This window comes from Paenibacillus vini, from assembly GCF_018403325.1.
GTDB classification, from domain to species: domain Bacteria; phylum Bacillota; class Bacilli; order Paenibacillales; family Paenibacillaceae; genus Fontibacillus; species Fontibacillus vini.
The window spans coordinates 1-255 of the sequence record NZ_BOSL01000074.1; the positions used below are offsets into that span (position 1 = coordinate 1).

Here is a 255-nt window from a genome sequence, read left to right on the forward strand (position 1 = left end):
CATTCCGCCTGGGGAGTACGGTCGCAAGACTGAAACTCAAAGGAATTGACGGGGACCCGCACAAGCAGTGGAGTATGTGGTTTAATTCGAAGCAACGCGAAGAACCTTACCAGGTCTTGACATCCCTCTGACCGGTACAGAGATGTACCTTTCCTTCGGGACAGAGGAGACAGGTGGTGCATGGTTGTCGTCAGCTCGTGTCGTGAGATGTTGGGTTAAGTCCCGCAACGAGCGCAACCCTTAACTTTAGTTGCC

General features: G+C 52.9%; 1 rRNA gene. It reads left to right on the plus strand.

Features of this window, described 5'->3' with window-relative positions:
• Window positions 1-255: ribosomal RNA gene (locus tag KJS57_RS26225) — 16S ribosomal RNA — on the plus strand; the annotation flags it as partial.